The 20,124-nt window shown below is 74.5% G+C and carries 14 protein-coding genes; 4 read left to right on the top strand and 10 right to left on the bottom strand.

Annotated features, from left to right (window positions below):
- Positions 1-78 precede the first annotated feature (78 nt).
- On the top strand, positions 79-1,335 hold the full coding sequence (locus ACFWOG_RS29255; protein ID WP_380361813.1) for a phenylacetate--CoA ligase family protein: 1,257 nt from the start codon (positions 79-81) through the stop codon (positions 1,333-1,335).
- A gap of 67 nt (positions 1,336-1,402) precedes the next feature.
- Here the strand turns inward: ACFWOG_RS29255 and paaI are convergent, their stop codons facing one another.
- Positions 1,403-1,849 (bottom strand): hydroxyphenylacetyl-CoA thioesterase PaaI, encoded by a 447-nt coding sequence (paaI, locus tag ACFWOG_RS29250; RefSeq protein ID WP_380361811.1) that lies wholly within the window; start codon positions 1,847-1,849, stop codon positions 1,403-1,405.
- Positions 1,850-2,018: 169 nt separating this feature from the next.
- Positions 2,019-3,467, bottom strand: a complete 1,449-nt coding sequence (locus ACFWOG_RS29245) for a WGR domain-containing protein (protein ID WP_355402095.1) — start codon at positions 3,465-3,467, stop codon at positions 2,019-2,021.
- A 269-nt stretch (positions 3,468-3,736) separates the two neighbouring features.
- On the opposite strand from ACFWOG_RS29245, the gene ACFWOG_RS29240 reads away from it, so the two are divergent.
- Complete coding sequence (locus ACFWOG_RS29240) at positions 3,737-6,580, top strand: hypothetical protein (protein ID WP_380361809.1); 2,844 nt, start codon at positions 3,737-3,739, stop codon at positions 6,578-6,580.
- Positions 6,581-6,652: 72 nt separating this feature from the next.
- Here the strand turns inward: ACFWOG_RS29240 and ACFWOG_RS29235 are convergent, their stop codons facing one another.
- Positions 6,653-7,927, bottom strand: coding sequence for a styrene monooxygenase/indole monooxygenase family protein (locus tag ACFWOG_RS29235; protein ID WP_380361807.1), 1,275 nt, complete (start codon positions 7,925-7,927; stop codon positions 6,653-6,655).
- 227 nt (positions 7,928-8,154) lie between these two features.
- Here ACFWOG_RS29235 and ACFWOG_RS29230 point away from each other — a divergent pair, with 227 nt between their 5' ends.
- On the top strand, positions 8,155-8,922 hold the full coding sequence (locus tag ACFWOG_RS29230; protein ID WP_380361805.1) for an SDR family NAD(P)-dependent oxidoreductase: 768 nt from the start codon (positions 8,155-8,157) through the stop codon (positions 8,920-8,922).
- 156 nt (positions 8,923-9,078) lie between these two features.
- On the opposite strand, the gene ACFWOG_RS29225 is transcribed toward ACFWOG_RS29230, so the two are convergent.
- The 6 genes from ACFWOG_RS29225 to ACFWOG_RS29200 form a co-directional block, all read right to left on the bottom strand.
- Positions 9,079-10,194 (bottom strand): LacI family DNA-binding transcriptional regulator, encoded by a 1,116-nt coding sequence (locus tag ACFWOG_RS29225; RefSeq protein ID WP_380361803.1) that lies wholly within the window; start codon positions 10,192-10,194, stop codon positions 9,079-9,081.
- A 19-nt stretch (positions 10,195-10,213) separates the two neighbouring features.
- Positions 10,214-12,022 (bottom strand): glycoside hydrolase family 36 protein, encoded by a 1,809-nt coding sequence (locus tag ACFWOG_RS29220; RefSeq protein ID WP_380361801.1) that lies wholly within the window; start codon positions 12,020-12,022, stop codon positions 10,214-10,216.
- 2 nt (positions 12,023-12,024) lie between these two features.
- Positions 12,025-12,912, bottom strand: a complete 888-nt coding sequence (locus ACFWOG_RS29215; RefSeq protein WP_329951939.1) for a carbohydrate ABC transporter permease — start codon at positions 12,910-12,912, stop codon at positions 12,025-12,027.
- Positions 12,909-13,766 carry a carbohydrate ABC transporter permease gene (locus ACFWOG_RS29210; protein ID WP_380361815.1) on the bottom strand — a complete coding sequence of 286 codons (858 nt, stop codon included), beginning with the start codon at positions 13,764-13,766 and terminating at the stop codon, positions 12,909-12,911. The genes ACFWOG_RS29215 and ACFWOG_RS29210 overlap by 4 nt, the downstream gene beginning before the upstream one ends.
- 65 nt (positions 13,767-13,831) lie before the next feature.
- A complete protein-coding gene (locus tag ACFWOG_RS29205; protein WP_329878141.1) occupies positions 13,832-15,172 on the bottom strand; it encodes a sugar ABC transporter substrate-binding protein in 1,341 nt (446 codons plus the stop codon).
- A gap of 386 nt (positions 15,173-15,558) precedes the next feature.
- Positions 15,559-16,710 carry an aminotransferase class V-fold PLP-dependent enzyme gene (locus ACFWOG_RS29200; protein ID WP_329951937.1) on the bottom strand — a complete coding sequence of 384 codons (1,152 nt, stop codon included), beginning with the start codon at positions 16,708-16,710 and terminating at the stop codon, positions 15,559-15,561.
- A gap of 419 nt (positions 16,711-17,129) precedes the next feature.
- Between ACFWOG_RS29200 and ACFWOG_RS29195 the strand changes: the two genes are divergently transcribed.
- Positions 17,130-19,472, top strand: coding sequence for a collagenase (locus ACFWOG_RS29195; RefSeq protein ID WP_329951936.1), 2,343 nt, complete (start codon positions 17,130-17,132; stop codon positions 19,470-19,472).
- A 97-nt stretch (positions 19,473-19,569) separates the two neighbouring features.
- Here the strand turns inward: ACFWOG_RS29195 and ACFWOG_RS29190 are convergent, their stop codons facing one another.
- Positions 19,570-20,055, bottom strand: coding sequence for a GNAT family N-acetyltransferase (locus ACFWOG_RS29190; RefSeq protein WP_329878135.1), 486 nt, complete (start codon positions 20,053-20,055; stop codon positions 19,570-19,572).
- Positions 20,056-20,124 lie beyond the last annotated feature (69 nt).

Raw genomic sequence — 20,124 nt, 5'->3', positions numbered from 1 at the left:
CCGCCCGCCCGTCGCCGGCCCGCCCCCCCCCCCCCCCCCCCCCCCCCCGCCCCCGCCCCCGCAGTCAGGAGAAGTACCGTGCCCGCCAAACCGCTGCCCGACCTGGTCGACTTCGCCCGGAGGAACTCCCCCTTCTACGCGGAGCTGTACCGCGGTCTGCCGGACCGCATCGAGCACCTCACGCAGCTCCCCGTCATCGAGCAGACCGCCTTCTGGGCCGCCAACTCGTGGCCGGAGAACCGTCTGCTGACCGGTCCGCTGCTCGATGCGGGCGTCTACAAGACCGGCGGCACCACCGGCGTCCCCAAGTTCTCGCCCTGGTCGCGCACCGAGCACGCCGACTCCGTCACCGCCTTCGGCGCGGGCCTGGTCCAGGCCGGCCTCAAGCCCGGCCACCGGGTCGCCAACCTGTTCTGGGCCGGCGAGCTCTACGGCGGCTTCCTCTACATCGAGAACGCCCTGCACCACGCCCCGGTGGACAACGTCCGGCTGCCCGTCGGCGCCGCACCGGACGCGTACGTGGCCGGACTGATCGAGGACTTCGGCGTCGACGTGCTGGCGGGCGAGCCGATGAAGCTCAGCTCGGTCGCCGAGTACCTGGTGAAGCACGGACAGGTCGCCGAGCGCGTCGAACTACTGCTCTTCGGCGGCGACCTGCTCTTCGCCGACCTGCGGCCGATCCTGTCCCGGGCCTTCCCCAAGGCGGCCGTCGCCTCGATCGGCTACGCCTCGGTGGACGCCGGGCTGGTCGGCGCGCCGGTGCCGGGCGACGACGTCCGGGTGCACGAGGCGTTCCCGAACCGCACGGTCGTCGAGCTGGTCGACGACGTGACCGGCGAGCCGATCACCGCCCCGGGGGTGCCCGGCCGGGTGGTGGTCACCAACCTGTTCCGCACCCTGATGCCGATCCTGCGCTACCCCACCGGTGACCGTGCCGAGTGGGTCGACCCGGAGCGCGGACGGTTCCGGCTGGTCGGCCGGTCGGTCGAGGGCGCCCGGATCGGCACCGTCGCGATGCCGACCGAGGAGATCCGCGCGGTGCTGGTCGCCGCCGACCCGGACCAGGTGATCTCCGGCATCCAGCTGGTGCAGCGCCGGTGGGACGGCAGGGACGGCCTGATCCTCCGGCTCGGCTACACCGAGGAGCTCCCCCCGGCCGAGCTGAGCGAGCGGCTCATCGGCGCCGTGTACGCGGCCCGCCCGCTCTACCCGCACGACGTGGCGGACGGCGCGATCCACCACCTCACCGTCGAGTGGGTGCCGCGTGCCGAGTTGGTCACCAACCCGCGCACCGGCAAGCTCCAGCAGGTGGTGGACGAGCGCCCGCCCGCCTGACGCCCGGCCGGACCGGCCGGGCGGTCCCCCCGCCCGGTCGGCCCGTGCGCCGCCGGCCCGTGCGCCGTCAGCCCGTCAGCGGCTTCCCGGCCAGCATCACGCTCTGGCCGCGGAACTCCGCGACGGTCTTCCCGGCCGCGGTCCGCACCGTCACGTCGTAGACGCCGGTGCGCCCGGACCGGGCCCGTTCGAGCGCCTCGGCGACCAGCTCGTCGCCGACCGCGGCCGGCGCCAGGAAGGTCACCTGCGCGGCCTGCGCCACCGTCACCGGTCCGTAGCTGTTGCAGGCGTAGGAGAACGCCGCGTCGGCGAGCAGGAAGAGGTAGCCGCCGTGGGCGGTCCCGTGGCCGTTGACCATGGCCGGGGCCACCGTCATCCGCATCAGCGCCCGCCCGGTGGCCACCTCGTCCAGCGTGATGCCCAGCGACCGGCAGGTCAGGTCCCGCTCGTACAGCGCGGCCATCCGGGAGTTCAGTCCGACGGATCCCGCCGCCACCGCAGTCTCCGCACCCATGACATCCTGCCTTCCCCCCGGGCGAGCCCGAAGCGGTCGGTGTGCCGCGCAGCCACGTGGCAGCCCTCGTGACGCGCACCCGGCACACACCCGGCACACACCCGGCCACCGCATTACACCGAGGCCCGCGACGGGCTGTCAACGGTCCGCCGGATGAACGGAATCCACGTCAGAGCAGACGCTTGATGTCCCCGCGCGCCCGGTAGAACGCGCCGTTGCCCGACTCCAGCACCTCGGCCACCAGGTAGCGCGCGCCCGGCACCCGGATGTCCTTCGGGAACTGCACCCGGCGGCTCGGGTCGAAGCCCGCCGAGACCACCCGCACCCGCAGCCGGACACCGTCCTGCACGCACTCCACCTCGACGCCGCCGGCCGCGCCCGCCGATCCGGCGGTCACCGCCTCGATCTCGGCCCCGGCCACCGCGGCCGTCCAGCCGTCGCCGTCCACCTCGGCGGCCTGCGGCAGCCGGCCCTCCTCCGCCTCGCGCACCGCCGTCTCGCTCGCGTCCAGGCAGACCAGCGAGCCGTCCGTGGTCACCAGGTACAGCCGGCCGTCGCGGTACTGCATGCTGTACGCCGAACCGCAGCCGGTGCCCAGCTTCCACAGCCGGGTGCCGTCGGCCGCGAAGCAGTACACCGAGGAGTGGTTGTCCCCCGCGAAGACGTACCGGCCGTCGGGCGAGGCGGCGCAGGAGAACACGGCCGCGTCGCAGCGGTAGCGGGCGACCTCGGAGCCGTCCGCCTTCCGCAGCCGGTGGACCGAGCCGCGCGACGTCCCGGCGAACACCTCGTCCGGCTCCTGCCAGCCGAACAGCACGGCGCCGTCGGTGCGGGCGTGCCAGACCGGCTCGCCGCCGCGCGCCGCGTACCGGGCCACCCCGCGCGAGTGCCCGTGGTAGACGCCGTCCGCGTCGCAGCGCACCATCCAGCCGTCGGTGCCCTCGGCCTTGCGCCGCCACTGGAACTCGTCCTCGTGGTCGACGGTGGTGATCCCGCCGCGCGCGTCGGCCACGCCGAGCACGCCGTCGTGGATGTCCAGCCAGTAGATGTCGACGTCCTCGGCTATCTCGTACGCCACCCGCGGCACCTTGCCGCCGAGGTCGTACACCTTGCCGTCGTCGCAGCCCGCGTAGATCCACCAGTCGTCCGCCACGATGCACTTGACCCCGTCGGGCAGCCCGTAGCGGCCGGTCACCCGGCCGTCGTGGGTCAGCGTGTAGACGTCGCCGCGCTCGTTGCCCACCCAGGCGTGCTCCTCGCCGACGAAGATGCCGAACGCGGCCGCGCCGGAGCGGAACCGCCACAGCACCGGCGCCTGAGTGGCCGTCGAGCGGGAGCTGACGATCGCCCGCCGCGTCACCGCCCGGGCCTGGCGCACCCCGCGCACCGCCGGGGCGTAGCCCTTGCGGACCTTCTCCCCGATCTTCTTGGCGGCGGCCGCCGCGGCCTTCTCCGGCGACGCGTAGGCGGTGGTCTTGGTCTGGCCGCCCTCGCCGATCCGGCCGTAGGTGACGGTCACGTCCACCCCCGCGACCCGGACCTCGTAGAACTTGTGGGCGCTGCCGGTGTCCTCGGACAGCTCCAGGTAGGTCGACTGCTCGGCGGCGGTGGCTGGCATGGCGTGGGCCCCTTCCGGGCGCGGTGTGGCGCGGTCCCGCGCGGTGTCGCGCGGTCGGTGCGGCGGCCTACGGCGGTCCGCCCCTCGACACCCCAGAACCTAGAGGACGCCTCCGACAGCCCGACCGGAGGGGCCGGTCTTCCTGCCCGAACGGACCTTCCGTTCCGTACACGGATCTGACAGCATCGTCCGCTATCCGGTGGTCCGACACCGGAATCGGTGTGGCGTCCGTGCACGGGAGCGGGGCGTACGGGGGCAGGAGACGCGGGATGCAAGGCCAGACCCTCGAACCGGTCCGCGTCGAGCACCGGCCCGCGCCGTGGGTCCGCACCCGGCTGCGGTCCGCACGGTCCACGGCCGTCCTCAACGCCGTCCTGGTCCTCGCCGCCGTGTTCCTCACCGCGGCGCTGCCCCGGGCCGTGGACCTCGGCGCGGACGCGGCCCTGCGCGACTTCCTGCACTCCCGCAACGCGAGCGGGACCAGCCTGTACACCACCTCCGAGATCCGGGACGGCGACGACACCGCCGCCCTGGCCGCCGTCGCCGCCGACCTCGCCTCCCGGACCGGCGGAGAGTTCCGCATCGCCGACAGCGGCCCGGTCTACGGCGTGTTCGGCGCCAAGCCCACGCCCCTCGGCAACCCGGGCCTCGCCCGCCCCGACGGCCTCTCGCCGTCGCTGCGGCTGCTCAACCTGGCGAAGATCGCCGAGCACGCCACCCTGGTCGCCGGCCGGTGGCCGACCGGCGCCCCGCGCGATCGGCCGCTGCCGATCGCGGTCTCGGCGCACTCCGCCGAGAAGCTGAGCATCCACCTGGGCGACGTGCTCACCGAGGAGTTCGGCAACCCCGCGCCGGAGCTGGGGGTCGAGGTCGTCGGTTTCTACTCCGCCCACGACGAGGCCGACCCGTACTGGACCGACCTCGGCTGCGTGAACCGCGGCTGCCTGGAACTCCCCCTCACCAACGAGAAGCTGCGCGCCTGGCAGACCACCGGCGTCGTCGGCGACGAGTCGCTGACCCGGCTCGTCGAGTGGGCCCGGGGCGGGCACGCCTTCTGGCGGCAGCCGGTCGACCCGGACTCGCTGCGCGTGGACCGGCTCCCCCGGGCCGAGACCGAGATCAACTCCTACCTGACCGGCCCGACCGCCGCCGGCCTGATGACCACCACCGGCCGGCCCGACCTGCGCACCGTCTCCCTGCTGCCGCAGCTGTTCACCCTGGCCACCGAACGCCGGGAGGCCGCCGCCCCGCTGGCGGCGATCGGACCGGCCGGGCTCGCCGGGGTCGTCGCGGTGGTGCTCCTCCTGGCCGCCGCACTGGCCGCCGACCGGCGCACCGCGGAGATCCGGCTGCTCCGGGCCCGCGGCGGCTCGCAGGGCGGCGTGCTGCGCCGGCTGCTCGGCGAGGGCGCCGTGACGGTGCTCCCCGCCGCCGGCCTGGGCCTGGCGCTCGCCCTCCTGCTGCTGCCGACCCCGCGCTGGGGCGCCTCCGTGCTGGCCGGCACGGCCGTGGCGCTGGTCTCCCTGGTCGCCTTCCCGCTGCGCGCCGCGATGCTGCTCTCCGGCCCCCGCCCGACCGACGGCCGGCGCCGGCTGGTCGGCGAACTCGCCGTACTGGCCGTCACGGTGGCGGCCGTGGCCGAGGTCAGGCGGCGCGGCGTCACCCCGGCCGGCAGCGGCCTCGATCCGCTGGTGGTCACCACCCCGCTGCTGATCGCGCTCGCCGCCGGTCTGCTGATCGCGCGCATCCAGCCGCTGCTGGTCGGCTCGCTGGCCCGGCTGGTCGGACGGCGGCGCGGCGTCGTCGGCTTCCTCGGCCTGGCCCGCGCCGCGCGCGGCACCGGCGACCGCCCGCGCCCCACCGTCCTCCCGGTGTTCGCCCTGCTGCTCGCCGTCACCACGGCCGGCTTCGGGGCCGACATGATCGACGCGGTCGACTCCGGCCGGGTGCGCAGCTCGCGCGTCGCCGTCGGCGGCGACGTCATGCTGAGCGGACCGACCGGCGTCACCCTGCCGGACTCCTTCACCGCCGCCGCCGGCGCCCTGCCCGGGGTCACGGCCGCCACCGCCGTCTTCCTGGAGACCGACGCCGTCGTGCTCCGGCCCGGCGACCGCCCGCTCACGATCACCGCCGTGGTGGTCGACCCGGTCGCCTACGCCGCCATCTCGCGCTCGCTCGGCCGGGGCGTCTTCGACCCGGAGAGGCTCGGCGGCGCCGCGGCGGCGGCCCCCGCGGGCGGGGTCCCCGAGCCGTCCGGCCCACCGGACACCCCCGTCCCCGCGCTGTACTCCGCCGGCCTGGTCGCCGCGCTCGGCGGCGACGCCGACGCCCGCCGGCTCCGCTTCGGCAGCAACGGCGAGATCTCCGCCGCCCGGACCGCCACCGTCGACGCCACCCCCGCGCTGCGCGACTCGACCCGCCCGTTCGTGGTGCTCCCGGCCGGACCCGCCGTCGCCCTGCTGCCCGAACTCGCCCGCCGCACCTACTGGTACGCCGTCGGCGACATCGACGCGGACGCCGTGCGGCGGCTGGCGCACCAGCTGCCGGTGACCGAGATCGTCGCCGACACGGCGAGGCTCACCGGCATCCGGCCCGCCGGACCGAACGCCGACTCCCTCCCCGAGGGGTACCTGATGTACACCAGTGAGGAGTTCGTCGCCGAGCTCACCACCGACCCCCTCCAGCACGCCGCCTCGCGGATCTTCCGGGCCGCCACGGCCGGCGCCGGGGCGTTCGCCCTGCTCGCCGTGCTGCTCACCCTGCTCCGGGCCGCCCCCGACCGCGCCGCGTCGCTGGCCCGGCTGCGCACCATGGGCCTGCGTCCCCGGCAGGGGCTGGCCCTCATCCTCACCGAGACGCTGCCCCAGACGCTGCTCGCCGCGGCCGGCGGCGCACTGGCGGCGCTGACCGCCGTCGCCGTGCTCGGGCCGGTCTTCGACCTCTCCGCCCTGCTCGGCACCCGCGTGCCGCCGGGCCTGCCGGTGAGCGGCTGGGCCGTGGTGCCGCCGACGCTCGGCCTCGCCGCGCTGGTCGCGGCCGGGGTCCTCGCCGAGGCCCTGGTCGCCGGGCGCCGCCAGATCGCCACCGAGCTGCGGGTCGGCGACGGCAACTGACGGGCGGGGCGGTCGGGCGAGCGGGGGCGAGCGGTCGGGGTGAGCGGGCGGTCGGTCGGTGGCCGCGGCGGGCTACGGCACCGGGCCGTCCGGCGCGGCGGCGACCGCGGCCAGGTAGGCCGCCGTCAGTTCGGGCGAGGCCAGCCACGCGGCGTGGTCGACGGGATCGGCGTAGGTGTCGGCGAGCCTGCGGGCCACCGGCTCGTACGCGGCGGCGGCCCCGAACACCGCCTGGAGGTGGTCGGGCATGGTCAGCATCGCCGTGGTGAAGTCGACCGTGTGGCGGGCGTGCCGGTGCCAGAAGTCCTCGAAGGTGGCGTGCATCCACTCCGGTGTGAACGCAGCCCCGCCCCGCCCGGTGATCGCCGCCAGGTAGGCGTCGGCCGCCCGGGCCGCACTGTTCGCGCCCTGGCCGGTGATCGGGTCGTTCACCACCAGCACGTCGCCGATGCCGAGCACGGCCACCCCGTCGGCGCCGCCGCCCGTGGCGCCGTCCAGGTGCGCGACCGGACGCCGCACCGCCGGGGTGAGCGCCCCGTACAGGGCCGCCCCGGCGTCGGTGGGCTCGGCGGCCGACCAGAGGTCCGCCTCCCACGGCAGGTACGTGCGCAGCAACTCCCTGATCCGGAGCAGCTGTTCGGCCGGTTCCGGGCGGTCGGCGAAGCAGTCGAACGGGCTGCCGGGGACGGCCTCCCAGAGCAGGATGTCGCACGGGCCCGACAGGGTCAGCGCCGGCTGGAGGTACAGCTCCCCGACGCCGGGGACGGCGTGCATCCGCGCCCTCGGCCCGGCCGACGGATCGGGTGTGCCGACCCCGTGCGCGTACAGCGCGGCCAGCGTGCGCTGCGGCGCGTCGAACGGCGAGCGGGCGGTGTCCGGCGCGAAGATCCCGGACAGTCCGCCCCGGCCGACGGCGACGACCGTCAGCTCGTGCGCCTCGGCCACCCGCCGCAGACCGGGCCGGTCCAGGCTCCGGTACTCGACCCGGCCGCCGCGCTCGGCGACCAGCTCCAGCCAGCGCGCCATCTTCAGCCGCTGGTCGACCGACTGCGCGGGCTCGGTCAGCGTCATGGTGAACTCCAGGGCGCGAACGCCCGGTTCGGGCACCAGTACGGCGTCCACGCTCCGGACGGCCGGGGCCGCTCCGGCCCACAGGTCCAGTCCGGCCGCCCGTTCGATCCGCAGCGCCGGACCGAACATCGCCTGCGTCGAGAGCACCGGACCGCCGCGCAGCTGCCCGGGCGTCCGGGCCGACACCACCGTAACCTCGTACCCGCCCGCCGCGAGCAGGCCCAGCGCGAGCTGGAGGCCCGCCTGACCCGCTCCGGCGATCGCGATCCGGCGCATGGCGTCCTCCGGTCCTCGATGTCCGCCGCGTGACGTCCACACTACGTCAACTCGTTCTCCCGAGAACCGGGATGACCGCTCCGTGTCAATCCTGCGCACACCGCCGCACACCGCGCCGCGCCCGCGCCGGTGATCAGTACGCTGGCGGGACCGGGCGCGCCGAGCGGGCGCGCACGGACACCGGACCGGGCAACCGGTCCCCGTCGACGACGAGGGAGGCCCGGCGGATGACTCGGGTGGTGGTGGTGAGCGGCGGAGGCACCGGGATCGGGTACGCCGTCGCGGGGGCCTTCGCGGGCGACGGCGAGCAGGTGGTCCTGGTCGGACGGCGCACCGAGGTGCTCGACCGGGCCGTCGACCGGCTGCGCGCCGCACATCCCGGTGCACCGGTGCCGGTCGGGCTGACGGCCGACCTGTCCGACCCGGACGGGGCCGGGCGGGTGGCGCGGAGCATCGGCGAGCGGTGGGAGCGGGTCGACGTGCTGGTCAACGCCGCGGGGGGCAACGCGGCTCTGGGCTCACCGGCCGACCGGCCGGACGCTCTCGCCGGGGCGGCCCGGGAGTGGGAGGAGAACTTCCGCGCCAACACCCTCACCGCCGTCCTGCTCACCGAGGCGCTCAGGGAACGGCTCGCGGCACCCGGCGGCCGGGTCCTCCTGATCGGTTCGATCGCCGCGTACCGGGGATCCGGCTCGGGCTCCTACGGCGCCGCCAAGGCCGCCCTCCACCCGTACGCCTACGACCTGTCCGCCCAGTTGGGCCCCCAGGGCATCACGGTGAACGTGATCGCCCCCGGCTACGTCGCCGACACGGAGTTCTTCCGCGGCGAGCTCTCCGCCGAGCGCGAGACGACCCTGGTCGCCCAGGCCGACACCCGCCGGGCCGGGCGCCCGGCCGACGTCGCGGAGACCGCCCGCTGGCTGGCCGCGCCGTCCGCCGGCCATGTGACCGCCCAGATCATCCAGGTCAACGGCGGTGCCGAGCACGGCCGTTGACCTCGATCCAGCTCTCCGGCCCCGGCAGGGCCAGGCGGGCAGGACGGTACGGCCGGACCGGTCTGCGGTCGGTCCCCGGGTCCGGCCCCACACCGGACCCGGGGACCACCCCGGCCCGGTCCCACACGGGGCCGGGGTCCCGCCCGGAGGCCGGGCTCAGCCCGAACTCGCCCGCACGACGAGTTCGGTGGGCAGTTCGAGCCCGGCCCCGGTCACCTGTTCGCCCCGCACCTGGGCCAGGAGCAGCCCCACCAGCGCGGCCGCGATGCCGCGCAGCGGCAGCCGGACCGAGGTGAGCGGAGGATACAGGTGCCGGCCGAGCGGAGTGTCGTGGAAGCCGGTGACCGCGAGGTCGCGGCCGACCAGCAGGCCCTCGGCCCGGGCGGCCTCGTAGACGTCGAGGGCCGCCAGGTCGTTGTCGGCGGCGAGGGCGGTGGGCCGGTCCCGGCCCCGCAGCAGGGTGCGGAGCGACCCGGCCTCCGGCACCGGCACGACCTCCAGGCCGAGCCGGCGCGCCTCCCGGTGGAAGCCCGCACGGCGCGCCGCCAGCCACGGCAGCTCCGCCGGCGCCCCCGCCACGGACCCCGGACCCGCGTCCGGGCCCGCCTGCGGACGCGGGGACGACCCGGCCGCGTCGGCCGGCCCGTCGGCCGGCCCCCCGGGTGTCCGCACCACCGAGCCGACGAAGCCGACCCGCCGGTGGCCGCGCTCCGCGAGGTGGCGGGCGATCTCCGCCGTGGCCGCCGCGTTGTCGATGTCCACCCAGTGCTGGGGCAGCCCCGGCGCGGTGCGGCCGAAGGAGGCGAACGGGACGCCGACCCGGGCCGCGTGGGCGACCCGGGCGTCCTCGGGAAGCACGTCCGCGAGGACCAGCCCGTCCACCTGGCGGGCCGCCACCAGGTCGTCGATCGCGGCCCGGGTCCGCGCCTCCCCCGGTGCCGCGCGGACCAGCAGGACCCGGTGGCCCTCCGCGCCGGCCGCGTCCACCAGGGCTTCCAGGAAACCCGCCATCAGCGGGTTCGGGTCGAACGGGTCGTCCACCGGCGCGAGGTAGCCGATGGTGCGCCGTTCGCCGGTCCGCAGCGAGCGGGCCGACTGGTCCGGCCGGTAGCCGAACCGGTCGATGGCCGCGGTGACCCGGGCGAGCGTGTCCGGGTGGACGCGGTGCGGGGCGTTGAGCGCGTTGGAGACGGTCTGCCGGGACACGCCGGCCGCGCGGGCGACGTCCGCGATGGTGGTGGCGCGGCGCGCGGGGCGTGTTCCCTCGGTCATCGGTGCTCCGGTCGCTGGATCAGTGGTCGCCGTGCGGGTCCTGCGCCGGGCGGCGCAGCGTCAGCAGTCCGCCCCGGGGGACGACGACCGTGACCCCGCCCTCCACGAGGTCGACGGTCCCCTGGTGGACGGTCCGCCCGCGGGCGTCCTGGACGGTGGCCTCGGCCGTGCCCCGGCCGCCGACGAGGCGCACGTCGGGGTCGGCGTCGGCATTGGCGACCAGCAGGCTACGCCACGGACCGGCACCGGCGCCCGCGTCGACCGGCAGCGGCGCGTAGCGGGCGACGACGGTGGTGCCCGTCCCGGAGCCGGTCGCGGTGACCATCGGGTAGCCGAGGTCGGGCCGGGCCGGCCGCAGGTCGCCGAGCTGCAGGGTGCCGACGTGCTCGCGGACGACACCGAGCCAGAAGGCGAGGGCCTCCCGCTGGGCGGGCGTCTGGACGGCGAGGTCGACGGAGATCTGCGGGACGGCGAAGAGGACGTTGATGAGGTGGACGGCGAGCTGCTCGGGGGGCTCGGCGGGGTGCCACATCAGCATGTCGGCGTGGACGGCGAGCGGTCCGGCGATCAGCCGGGTGTCGATGGTGCGCTGGCGGTTCTCCTGCGGGCTGAGCGGGCAGTCGGTGGCCCGGATCATGGTGGCGTAGGGCCAGAGCCCGGGGCTGACGTACGGCTGGCGGTGCTCGATCATGCCCTCGGAGCAGGCCGCGTCGACCCGTCGGCGGATCTCGGCGAGCAGCAGGTGGAGGCCCTCGTCGACGGTCGTGCAGTCCGCCTCGGGTCCGGCGGCCGGCGGGTCCTGGACGCCGAACCAGTCGACGAAGTCGACCTTCAGCCCGTCCATCCCCCACTCCTCGACGGCGCGGGCGAGGCTGTCGGCGAGGTGCCGGCGGACCTTCGGGTAGCGGGGGTCCGCGACGACGGCACCCATGTGGTCGGCGCTGGTGAGCGCGTAGCCGGAGAGGGCGTCCCAGGCGGCGCTGTCCTTGCCGATGAACGGGAGCGCGTACCAGAGCAGGTAGCGGACGCCGAGGTCGTGGACGCGGCCGACGTGGGCGGCGGTGTCGGGCAGGGAGTGGGGTTCCCAGTCCCCGCAGTGGGCGTAGCCGCGGGTGCGGTCGGTGGTCATCCAGCCGTCGTCGACGATGATCGTGTCGAGGCCGAGTTCCTTGCCGAGGGCGGCCTGCCGTTCGACCGCCTCCGGGGTGATGTTCTGGTGCAGCGAGTACCAGGTGGAGTAGGCGGGGCGGCGGGCGACGTCGGGGACGTTCGCGGTCCGGCCGGACCACCACCAGCCGGCGATGGCGGCCAGGCAGCGGGCGTAGTGCCGGCCGGAGGTGTCGATCCGGACGGTCAGCCGGCCGGTGGCCTGGACCCAGTACCGGAACTCCCCGGTCTCCTCCACGACTCCGGCGCCGGCCAGGACGTCCTCCCGGTCGGCGGCGAAGGCGCAGACCGCGGTGTCACCGGTGCCGATCAGGGCGGCGACGGGGGCGCCACGGGAGAGGGTGACCCGGCGCGGGGCGCTCCAGGCGGCGGGCAGCCAGCCGGTGCCACGGGCCTCGGGGGTCCAGAAGGCGGTGGCGTCGACGCAGGGCGTGCGCCATTCGATCCGGACCTCGCCGAGGTCCTCGGCGGTGACCTCGATGACGCCCTCGTCCACCGTGCGGACGCTCGCCTCGCCGGTGACCAGCAGGTCGATGCCGTCGGCGGCCACCCGGCGGGGACGGGCGGTGGTGGCGGGGGCGTGCGGCTCCCAGATCTCCTCGTGGTCGGTCTTCTCGGTCGTCTCGGTCTGCTCGGTCTGCTCGCTCGTGGGCGGTTCCATGGTCAGCCTTTCGTGGCGCCGGCCAGCAGGCCGGAGATGAACTGCCGCTGAAGGGCCAGGAAGAGGACCATCATGGGCAGGGTGGACAGTGCGGTCCCGGCGAGGATCAGGCCGTAGTCGGTGTTGCTCTTCATGCCGTGGAGCGTCGCCAGGGCGACCGGCAGGGTGTGCATGTCGGAGCTGCGCAGGGCGATCAGCGGCCAGACGAAGCTGTTCCACGAACCGAGGAAGAGGAAGATGCCCAGCGCGGCCAGGACGGGGCGCATGACCGGGACGACCACCCCGAACAGCACCCGGAGTTCGCCCGCGCCGTCCACCCGGGCGGCGTCGAGGAGTTCGTCCGGCATGCCGGCCAGGGCCTGCCGCATCAGGAAGATCGCGAAGGGCACGCAGAGGCCGGGCAGGATGAGGGCCTGGTAGCTGTCCATCAGGCCGAACGACATCATCATCTTGAAGAGCGGAACCAGCAGCACCTGGTCCGGCACCACCAGGGTGGAGAGCAGGACGACGAACAGCACCGTCCGGCCGGGGAACCGGAACTTGGCGAAGGCGTAGCCGGCGAGCAGCGCGACCACGAGCGCGCCGAGGGTCTGCACACCGGCGACGAGCAGGGAGTTGAGGAGGACCCGGCCGAGGCCGATCTTCGCGTTCAGGTGCGAGAGGTTCTCGCCGAGGTGGGAGCCGGGCAGCAGCTTGGGCGGCCAGGAGAAGATGTCGGCGTCGCTGTGGGTGGCGGAGATCACCAGCCAGTAGAAGGGGGCGACGGACACTCCGGTGACGGCGGCCAGGAGGAGGGTCGTGGGCCAGCCGCGCATCCGGTCGCGGAGCCCCTTCCCCGATGCCGCCGGGGCCGGGGGCGCCACGCGGGTCGCTCGCGTCGTCAGGGTCATTCACGTTCTCCCATCAGGCGCATCTGGACCGCGCCGAGCACCGAGACGAGCAGGGTGAGCGCGTAGGCGATGGCGGAGGCGTAGCCGAAGTCGAAGTAGCGGAAGCCGTTGTCGTACAGGTACATGGAGACGGTGAGGGTGGCGTTGTCGGGGCCGCCGCGGGTGAGGACGTACGGCTCGTCGAACAATTGGAGGGTGCCGATGGTGGAGAGCACCACGGTGAACAGCAGGACGGGCCGCAGCGCCGGCACGGTGATCGAGAGGAACCGGCGCAGCGGGCCGGCGCCGTCCACCATGGCGGCCTCGTACAGCTCCTTCGGGATGCCCTGCAGGCCGGCCAGGTAGATGACGGCGTTGTAGCCGGTGTAGTGCCAGGTGAGGACCATGACGACGGCCATCCGGGCCCAGAAGCCGTCGCCGAGCCAGTCGACGCCGGACAGGCCGACGGCTTCGAGCAGGCTGTTGACGGCGCCGCGGTCGCTGTCGAGGAGGAAGGCGAACACCACACCGGTGGCGACCAGGCCCGTCACGGCCGGCATGAAGATGCCCAGCCGCCAGACGGTGCGGAAGCGGACGAGCGCCGCGTGGAGGGCGACCGAGAGCCCGAGCGCGAGCGCGAGCATCAACGGGACCTGCACGACGAGGATCCGGGCGGTGTTGCCCAGTGCCGTCCAGAACAGCGGGTCGTCCAGCAGCTTGCGGTAGTTGGCCAGCCCGGCGTTGCGGGTGTTCGCGCCGGAGCCGGTGGTCAGCGACAGCAGCAGCGAGGAGACGATCGGGTAGGCCTTGAACACCCCGAACGTGACCAGCGCGGGGGCGAGGAGCAGGTAGGGCAGGGCCCGGCGGCGGAGCATCGCGCGGCGCCGGGAGGGCGGCGGCGCCGTGGCCCGGGGCGGGGCGGCGGGGCGGAGGGCGGTCGTCACTTGATCTTGCGTCCGGTCTGCTGGGCCAGCTGCTTGGCGGCGTCCTGGAGGGCCGCGGCCGGGTCGGCGCCCTTGGTGAGCACCTTGGCCTGGGCGTCGTTGACGAGCTTGAGGGCGCGGGCGAAGTCGCCGGAGTAGTTGGTGGCGTCGCCGCCCTCGCCGAGCAGGTCGGTGAAGGTCTTGAGGACGGGCTGGCCGCCGTAGTAGGCGTTGGGCGCGGTGTAGATCGGGTCCTGGTAGGCCGCGGTGAGCGCGGGGAAGACGCCGCCGGCGGAGAACATCGAGTTGACCGAGGCCGGCCGGGTGAGGGCGTACTCGACGAACTTCCAGGCCGCGGTGCGCCGGGGGCTGGTCGCGGAGACGGCCAGGTGGGTGGAGTTGACGATGGCGGTGCGCTTGCCGCCGGGGGTGACCGCCGGCGGCCGGGTGAGGCGCCAGTTGCCGCTCTGCTCGGGGAACTTGGTCTCGATCCAGTGCGCGCCCCAGGACGCCAGGGGGTTGGCGCCGATCTTGCCCTCCTTGATCTGGCTGCGCCAGATGGTGGCGCTGGCGGAGTCGAGGATCAGGCCGGCGTCGTCGAGGCGCTTGAGCAGGGTCAGCGCCCGGACCGCCTCCGGCGAGGAGACGGTGATGTCGCCCTTGAGGTCGAAGTAGAAGGCGCCCTGCTGCTGCATCAGCGACTGCAGGAAGTCGAGGTCGGAGGAGGGGGTGCCGGACTTGTTGATGCCGATCAGGGCGACGCCGGGGTTGGCGGCCTTGAACTTCTCGGCCACGGCGAGCACGTCGTCCCAGGTCTGGAACGTGGTCGGGTCGATGCCGGCCCGGTCGAACATGTCGTTGCGGTAGAAGAAGCCCTGCGCGTTGACCTCCCAGGGGAGCGCACGGGTGCGGCCCTCCTTGTCGGCGACGGCCGGCCAGAGACCCTGGGCGAACTTGTCCTTGTAGCCGTCGGCGCCGAGGGCCGACAGGTCGGCCAGGCCGCCGGGGAACTTCTCCAGGTAGCCGGGCAGGTAGTCGCAACCGATGTGGAGGACGTCGGCGAGGCCCTGGCCGCCGGCCGCGAGGCCGACCGTGATCTTGTCCCAGATCGCCGGGTTGCCGACGTCCTGGACGTCGACCTTGATGCCGGGGTTGTCCTTCTCGAACGCGGGGACCACACCGCGCAGCGCCTCGGCCGCCGTCGTCCAGGACCAGACGGTGATGGTTCCGGTGGCGGCGTCCCCGCCGGAGGAGCCGGAGTCGGAGCCTCCGCAGGCGGACAGGGCGCCACCGGCGGAGAGGGCCAGCAGGCCCGCGCCGGAGGCCCGCAGGAGGTCACGACGGGAGAGGTGTGACATGGCATGCCTTTCAGGAGGGGGGAACGGCATCGAGCGGGAACAGCGGGTGGGGTGGGCGGAGAGCCGGGGTGGGGGCGCCCCACCCGGTCCGGCGGCGCGGGTCGTCCGCGAGTCGGGTGGCGCGACGGCCGTTCGCCGGTCGGGCGGAACGGGCGGTGCAGGCGGCGCGAGGCCCGGCCCGGGGTGGGGGGGCGGCGCCGGGGGTGGACGGACGCGGTCGAACGGTGCCACGACGGTCGGACGGTCACGCAGTCAGGCGGTCAGGCGGTCACGCGGTCGGGCGGTCAGGCGGTCACGCGGTCGGGCGGTCAGGCGGGTGCCGGCGATACCGGCGGTCAGGCGGTCAGGCAGGTGCCGGCGGTGCCGACGTTCACCCGGTCAGGCGGTCACGCGGTCAGGAGGGTGCGGGCGGACCGCAGCGCGTCGCCCAGCAGCCCGGCCGCCGCCGGGCCGGTGCTGGCGTGCGGCGACAGCCGGATCCAGCCGCCGCGCAGGGTGGTCGAGAGGCCGGCCTCCGCGAGCGTGCGGTGGACGGCCGCGGGGTCGGCGCCGGGCAGCCGGACCCGCGCGATCCCGCTCACGCCGGGCATCTCGCCGCCCGTCCGCTCGCCGCCGAGGGTCTCGGCGCCGACGGCGCGGGCGGTGCCGAGCAGCTCGTCGAGCGCCTCGCCGATCAACGCGTTGATCCGGCCGACGCCGACGTCCCGAACCAGGGCGAGGGCCTCGCCCAGGGCCGCGACGGCGGGGCCGTCCGGGTTGGTGACGGTGTGCGCGACGGCTCCCGGCCGCGCGGGGCAGGGGTGACCGGGGGCCTCGATCGGGTCGACGACGCCGGACCATCCGCCGAGCCCCGGGGCCAGCCGCCCGGCCACCCGGTCACGGACCATCAGGACGGCGGCGCCCCAGCCGGCCCGCAGCCATTTCTGACCACCCGCCACCAGCACGTCCGCCGCGTCGGCGGCGAACTCGACGGCACCGAGCGCCTGGATGGCGTCCACGACCAGGACGCGGTGCGGGCCGATCGCCTCCTTGATCGCGGCGATCGGCGCCCGGGTCCCGGTGGCGGCGTCGACCGCGCAGACCGAGACCGCGTGCACCCGCTCGTCCAGGGCGGCCCGGACGATGTCCGCCGTCAGCGGGCCGTCCAGCTGACGGACCGTCAGCCCGCCGTTGCCCTCCGCGCGCAGCCAGGGGTAGAGCGCGCCGGGGAAGTCGGACCGGCTCATCAGCACCGTCCCGCCGGCCGACCCGGCGGCGCCGAGCGCGTGGGCGGCGGCGAACATGCCGTGCGAGGTCGAGCTGACGAACGCGATCTCGTGCGGCGCACAGCCGAGCACCTCGCCCGCCGTCCGCGCCGCCGCCTCCGTCTGCGCGTCGAGGCCCTCCAGGACCTCCCAGCCCTCGCGGTGGAGCCGCCCCGCGGTTCGGGCCAGCACCTCGGCGACCCGGGCCGAGACCGGCCCGAACCTCGCGAAGTCGACGTAGCCGGACGGCTCGGCGAACTGCCGCAGATACTCCGGCACAACCAGCACCGTCATGGCCTCACCCTCGATTTGAACGTTCAAATACACACAAACAAACAGAACCAATCAGTTCTGGTTGAGCGGGTGCCAGCAAACGCCCGCCGCGGAGTCCGCGTCAAGACCTTTGCGCGACGAACCCGCAGTCCGAGACCCTCTCGTTACCCTGCGCCCGAACTCCTCACAACACCTACTTGCGCAATGCAATTTGACATTACTATTTTACTTATCGATGAGTCGACGCCCCAACGCCGGCTTCCTTCACCCCCACCTCGGACCCCGCTGCGCCCCGGTTCCGGCACGGCTCCGCCGACCGCCACCGACCGGCCCGCACGGGTATGTGCACGGCCGCCTCCCCATCCCCCGGCCCTGCGCGGTGGTTCGCGCACCCCACGGCACCACCCCATCAGCACGCCCTCACACCTTCAGGAGTCCCGGTGACCCCCACCGCTCCACGTCTGCGCACGGTCCTGCTGTCCGCGGCACTCGCCGTCACCCTCGCGGCCCCGCTCATCCAGAGCGCCCGGGCCGCCACCCCCTCGACCACCGCCCTCCCCGCGCCGGCCGCGGCCCCGGCGCCGCAGCCGGCCACCGGCCCCCACGGAGAGGTCGCGCACGCACCCGGCCAGGCTTCGCCGGGCGCCCCCGGCCCGGAGGGCGCTCCGGGCACCGCCGCGATGCAGCCGACGACGACCGCCGGGCAGCCGGTCGCCGACCCTGCGAGCGCCCCCACCCCCCTCGCCGCCGACCAGGGCGCGGCCTGCTCCCCGGCCGCCTTCGCCTCGCTCGGCCCGGCCGCCCTGGCGGACTTCCTCGCCGACCCCTCCCACGGCTACGACGACTGTCTGCGCCCGCTGCTGGGCGGCTGGCGTCCGGAGCTCGCCAAGGTCTTCACCACCGCGCACGTCCGCGCGGTCGCCGACCGGATCAGCACCCTCGCGCCGCGCTTCGACGCCACCAACAACCTGAACCAGCAAGGGCTCTGGTACTACCTGCACGTCGCGGTCCTCTTCGACTACGGCCACGACGAACTCGACTTCAACGACGACACCACCACCACCGCGATCGAGCGGGCGATCGCCGCCTACACCGCCAACCCGCGGGTCTTCGAGCCGACCACCGCGAACGGCCTCGCCATGGGCGAGCTGCTCCAGACCTCCACCGCACCCAGGCTGCGCCCCGGGCGCCTGCCGCTGACCGAGCGGGTCCTGAAGTCCTTCGCCCCCGGCGGCCCCGCCGTCGGCGACCGCGGCTGGAACTGGGCGGTGCAGAGCGCCCTCCAGATCAACTTCCAGGGCATCAACAACGTCGTCGAGGACCAGGGCCGCTACCAGGCCGCCGTGGCCGCCGCCCCCTCCTTCCGGGAGGCCCTCCGCGCGTACGCCGGCTACACCCACCTCAAGGGCACCGAGAGCGAGTGGGCCGTCCGCGACGCGATGTCGGAGTACTCCCGGCTCCACGCCGTCGAGTCGATCAGGCCCGAACTGAAGGCCAACGCCGGTGCGATGATCACCAGCCTCCGGAACACCTTCGGCCGGCTCAGCGCCCCGTGGAACAACATCGCCGTCCTCGTCAACGACACCGGCATCTGCGGCGGGCACGACGCCTGCCGGGCCGACCTCGAACGGGAGGTCTTCCCCCACACCTACAGCTACGACAACGGCACCCTGATCGTCCGCACCCCCCTCGACCGCGCCACCGCCGACCAGCTCTACTACGCGACCAAGCAGGTCAAGGCGCAGTTCTTCCGGGTGATCGGCACCGACCGGCCGCTCGCCGACGACGACCACCCGGTCCTCACGGTGCGCCTGTACGACACCAAGGCCAACTACAAGTCCCTGCAGTACCTGCTCTTCGGGATCAGCGACGTCGAGAACGGCGGCATGTTCCTGGAGGCCCCCTCGACCTTCTACACCTACCAGCGGACCTCCCTGGAGTCGACCTTCAGCCTGGAGGAACTGTTCCGCCACGAGTACACCCACTACCTCAACGCCCGCTGGGCCATCCCGGAGACCGGCTACACCGACCGCTGGCCCTCCGACGCCACCTTCACGATGAACGAGGGCACCGCCGAGTACTTCGCCGGCTCGACCTCCAAGGACGGCGTCAAGGCCCGGCGGACCATGGTCGACCAGATCGCCGCCGAGGACCGGGGCGGCCTGACACGCCTGACGGTCGACCAGATCCTGCACGCCACCTGGTCCGGGTACCAGTTCCGCGCCTACCCGTACGCGGCCACCTTCTTCAACATGCTCGGCGAACGGCACTCCGACCAGCTCGCCGAGATGTACCGCCTGCTGCGCGCCGACGACCTCGCCGGCTACAACGCCTGGCGCGACCGCCTCGGCCGGGACGCCGGCCTCCAGCGCGACTACACCGCCTACCTCGACGCCGCCATCGGGCGCCTCCCCGGCCTGTACGTGCCCGTCACCACCTACACCTCCAACGGCCAACTCAGCTACGCCTGGGCCTCCGAGGTGCGGGACGCCTTCACCCGGTCGACCCAGAACGCGCCGGTCTGCAAGGACAACGCCGACTGGAACAACACCATGCGGTTCACCTGCTCCGGCCGGATCACCGCCAACCTCACCAACCCCGCCGACGCCGGGCAGACCCGCAAGGACATGTCCGGGACCATCGACTACTACCTCCTCGCCCGCGGTGGCGGCGCCGCCAACAACCTGGCCGACATGAACTGCTGGTTCGGCAAGGTCGACGTCTGGCCCGCCGGCCGGGCCGGCACCGCCGACTACACCTGCGAGGGCCCGCTGCGCCGCTGACCGGGCGGCACCCGCCGCGAAGCCGTGAACGGGAACCGGGCCGGTCGGCCCGGTTCCCGCCGCGTCGCCCCGGAGCCGCCCGGGGCGCAGCGGGCCGTCAGAGCCGGCGGAACATCACATGCTGGCCGACCAGGCCGTGTTCGGGGTGGTCGAAGGTCCCCGGGACGGTGCCGACCACCTCGAAGCCCAGCGACGTCCAGAGGTGCACCGCGGGCTCGTTGACCTCCACGACCGCGTTGAACTGGATCCCGCGGAACCCCTGCGCGCGGTGCCAGGCGACGACGTACTCGCCGAGCGCCCGGCCGATCCCCCGCCCCTGGTACGCCGGGTCGACCAGGAACGAGCCGGTCCCGATGTGCGCGCCCCGCCCGGGCTTGTTCGGCCCCATCTTCGCCGAACCCGCGACCACCCCGTCCACCACGGCCACCACCGTCCGCCCCGGCGGCGGCTCCATCCACCACGGCCTCGCCTCCTCCAGGCTCTGCCGCTCGGGGAACGCGTACGACCGGCCCTCGGCCATGATCGCGGAGTAGAACGGATAGATGGTCGGCCAGTCCTCGTCGGAGGCGATACGGATCTCCATCCGCGACAGGGTACGCGGCCACCCGACGGTGCACGACCGGTATACCCCGGCCGCCGCGCGACGTGAGGT

This window comes from Kitasatospora sp. NPDC058406 (genome assembly GCF_042722765.1).
In the GTDB taxonomy this organism is placed as follows: Bacteria; Actinomycetota; Actinomycetes; order Streptomycetales; family Streptomycetaceae; genus Kitasatospora.
Note: the sequence above shows the minus strand (reverse complement) of the source record. Positions and strands in the feature narration are given on the sequence as shown.

Excerpts from the sequence above, each read along its gene's own strand:
- paaI (WP_380361811.1), bottom strand. The coding sequence starts at position 1,849 with ATGGGTGCGGAGACTGCGGTGGCGGCGGGATCCGTCGGACTGAACTCC.
- ACFWOG_RS29240 (WP_380361809.1), top strand. The coding sequence starts at position 3,737 with ATGCAAGGCCAGACCCTCGAACCGGTCCGCGTCGAGCACCGGCCCGCG.
- ACFWOG_RS29210 (WP_380361815.1), bottom strand. The coding sequence starts at position 13,766 with ATGCTCCGCCGCCGGGCCCTGCCCTACCTGCTCCTCGCCCCCGCGCTG.
- ACFWOG_RS29200 (WP_329951937.1), bottom strand. The coding sequence starts at position 16,710 with ATGACGGTGCTGGTTGTGCCGGAGTATCTGCGGCAGTTCGCCGAGCCG.
- ACFWOG_RS29245 (WP_355402095.1), bottom strand. The coding sequence starts at position 3,467 with ATGCCAGCCACCGCCGCCGAGCAGTCGACCTACCTGGAGCTGTCCGAG.
- ACFWOG_RS29190 (WP_329878135.1), bottom strand. The coding sequence starts at position 20,055 with ATGGAGATCCGTATCGCCTCCGACGAGGACTGGCCGACCATCTATCCG.
- ACFWOG_RS29230 (WP_380361805.1), top strand. The coding sequence starts at position 8,155 with ATGACTCGGGTGGTGGTGGTGAGCGGCGGAGGCACCGGGATCGGGTAC.
- ACFWOG_RS29220 (WP_380361801.1), bottom strand. The coding sequence starts at position 12,022 with ATGGAACCGCCCACGAGCGAGCAGACCGAGCAGACCGAGACGACCGAG.
- ACFWOG_RS29205 (WP_329878141.1), bottom strand. The coding sequence starts at position 15,172 with ATGTCACACCTCTCCCGTCGTGACCTCCTGCGGGCCTCCGGCGCGGGC.
- ACFWOG_RS29215 (WP_329951939.1), bottom strand. The coding sequence starts at position 12,912 with ATGACCCTGACGACGCGAGCGACCCGCGTGGCGCCCCCGGCCCCGGCG.
- ACFWOG_RS29235 (WP_380361807.1), bottom strand. The coding sequence starts at position 7,927 with ATGCGCCGGATCGCGATCGCCGGAGCGGGTCAGGCGGGCCTCCAGCTC.
- ACFWOG_RS29225 (WP_380361803.1), bottom strand. The coding sequence starts at position 10,194 with ATGACCGAGGGAACACGCCCCGCGCGCCGCGCCACCACCATCGCGGAC.